Here is a 2701-nt window from a genome sequence, read left to right as displayed (position 1 = left end):
GCGCCGGGCTCCGCCCGTCGGCCGCAGCGGCTCACCACCCGGCGGGGTTCCGCGCGTCCACGGCGAAGACGGTGCCGTCGGGGGCGGAGGCGTAGACCCGGCCGCCGGAGAACACGGGAGCGGGGACGGCGGCGCTCACCGTGCCCTGGCCGGTGGCCATGCGGGCCCTGGTCTGTCCCAGGAGCCGCCCCGTCGCCGCGTCGACGGCCAGCAGGCGGCCGTCCGACACGGTCAGGTACACCCGTCCGTCGAGGAACGCGGGACCGGACGCGCTCGCCGCGCCGGTCTCCAGCCGCCACAGCTCCTTGTTCGTGTCGACCGCCACGACCGCACCCTGCGTACCGAAGGCGTACACCGTTCCGTTCGGCTCCACCGTCGCCTGCGCGTCGTACAGCGGGGCCGACAGCTGGACCCGGTGGACCGAGCGCGTCGCCAGGTCGATCCGGACGATGCCGCCCGCGTGGGTCGTCGGATCGTTGTCCAGCAGGCAGACCGAACCGCGTGCCGTGCCGAACGGCTGCAGCCGGCCCACCGCCCGTACCTGCCAGCGCACCTCGCCGCTCGCCGCGTCGACCTCGGAGACCTGGGTGGACTTGCCGGCCGGATCGGCGGTCGACACGTAGAACACGGGCTCGCCCTTCTGGCCCCGGGCACCCCACCACCCGGATCCCGGCTCGCCCCGCCTGTTCCAGCGCTGGGCACCCGACGCGGCGTCGAAGGCGGTGACGCTCCCGTTCGGCGTCACCAGCAGGACGTGCGGACCGGCGGCCACCACGCGCCCGCCGGGAGGCAGCTTCTGCCGCCAGCGCTCCGCACCCGTACCCGCGTCCAGGGCCTGGAGGACCTCGCCGCCGGGAGCCGCCGCCAGCACCGTCCCGCCCGAGAACAGCGGGGTCATCGTGGTGGCACCCGGCTGGTCCGGGGCGTTCGTGCGGACGGCCCACGCCGTCGAACCGTCCGCGGCGTCGAGCCGGGCCGCGGCCAGCCCGCGGCCCGAGCAGTACACCCCGGTGGCCTCGGCCGAGCAGGACGCGGTGTGCCCGCCCAACGGGACCGACCACGGGGACACGGGGTGCCCCGCGGCGGCGGACGCCCCGGAATCCCGCGGTGCGCCCCGCTCGGGCGTCCGCGCGCCGGACCACAGGTACCCGCCGACGGCCACGGCGGCGAGCAGCAGCCCGAGGGCCCCCGCCGTGACCGCCCTCCGGCGTCCGGCGCGCCCGCGCGGCGCGTCCGCGGGGCCGACGGGAGCCACCGGGCCGACGGGGTCCACGGCCGGCCGGTCCCGGCGGTGCGTGATCTCCTCCTCGACCACGGGCCGGCGGGGGTGCGGTATGAAGGCCTGGGTGTCCTCGCCCGTCCGGCTCGTCACGGTCCGGATCTCGGCGATCAGCGCGTCGGCGGTCGGCCGGTCCGCCGGATCCTTCGCCAGGCACCGGGCCACGATCGGCACGAGCCGGGCCGGGAGCCCCGTCAGGTCCGGCTCGCTGTGCACCACCTGGTACGCCACGAGGTAGTGGCTGTCGGAGTCGAACGGCCCCCGCCCCGTCGCGGCGTGCACGAGCACCGCCCCCAGCGCGAACACGTCCGCCGCGGTCCCGACCTCGCGGGGCCGCTGGAACTGTTCCGGCGCCATGAACGGCGGCGTCCCGATCAGCTTGCCGGTCTCGGTGTGCAGGTCGCTGTCGGCCGGGCGCGAGATGCCGAAGTCGATGACCCGCACCCCGTCCGGGGCCATCAGCACGTTGCTGGGCTTCAGGTCCCGGTGCACGACCCCGGCCCGGTGGATGTCCCGCAGTGCCTCCGCCAGCCCGGCGGCGAGCCGGGCCAGCTCCGGCGGGTCCAGCACGCGTTCCCGTACCCGCTCGGAAAGCGTCGGGGCGTCGATGAACAGGGTGGCCATCCAGGGCCGTTCGGCATCCGGATCGGCGTCCACGACGGGCGCGGTGAACGCCCCGCTCACCCGCCGGGCGGCGGCGACCTCCTGCCGGAACCGCGCCCGGAACTCCGGATCCACCGCGTGCTGGGCATGCACGACCTTGACGGCGAGTTTCAGCCCGGAGCTGGAGGCGGCCAGGTGGACGACGCCCATGCCACCGGAGCCGAGCACGGATTCGAGCCGGTACTGCCCGGCGTACTCCGGAAACCCCGCGTAGTCCGCGCGCAGCGAATGCACCGCTCACCACCCCCGTCGGAGCCTAGTCGATGGCACGTGCGAGCATCCAAGGGCTTGCTACCCTGCGCGCGTTGCGCAGCGCAACACCCATGGGGGGAGACGTCTTATGTCAGTCGAGAACGAATCGAGCCAAGCCCAGGGCCTCGCGGCCACCGCCGGCCTGCCGATGTTCCAGGTCGCGCCGGGGTACCGGGTCAACGTCCGCAGCGGTCCCGGCACCGGCTACGCGATCATCGACACCCTGCCGCTCGGCGCGAGCGTCTCGATCCGCTGCCAGTGCCCGGGGACCACGGTCTCGGGCCCGTACGGCACGACGGACATCTGGGACTGCATCGGCAACGGGAAGTTCATCTCGGACGCCTACGTGAAGACCGGCACCGACGGCTACGTCGCCGGCCGCTGCGACTGAGCGCCGCGGAACCGGGAACGGACGTGGGGGGGGGGGGGGGGGCGGGGGGGGGGGGGGGGGAGGGAGGGGGGGGGGGGGGGGGGGGGGGGGGGGGGGGGGGGGGGGGGGGGGGGGGG

General features: G+C 75.7%; 2 protein-coding genes. One reads left to right on the top strand and one right to left on the bottom strand.

Going from position 1 to position 2701, the window contains the following annotated elements:
* Positions 1–31: 31 nt before the first annotated feature.
* Positions 32–2176, bottom strand: a complete 2145-nt coding sequence (locus ACZ5D2_RS34080; RefSeq protein WP_371678021.1) for a protein kinase domain-containing protein — start codon at positions 2174–2176, stop codon at positions 32–34.
* A gap of 106 nt (positions 2177–2282) precedes the next feature.
* Between ACZ5D2_RS34080 and ACZ5D2_RS34075 the strand changes: the two genes are divergently transcribed.
* A complete protein-coding gene (locus ACZ5D2_RS34075; RefSeq protein ID WP_266839783.1) occupies positions 2283–2585 on the top strand; it encodes a peptidase in 303 nt (100 codons plus the stop codon).
* Positions 2586–2701 lie beyond the last annotated feature (116 nt).

The organism is Streptomyces sp. NPDC031479 (genome assembly GCF_055581065.1).
Note: the sequence above shows the minus strand (reverse complement) of the source record. Positions and strands in the feature narration are given on the sequence as shown.

What these genes read in the sequence shown, in the direction of transcription:
- ACZ5D2_RS34075 (WP_266839783.1), top strand. Translation starts at nt 2,283, where the DNA reads ATGTCAGTCGAGAACGAATCGAGCCAAGCCCAGGGCCTCGCGGCCACC.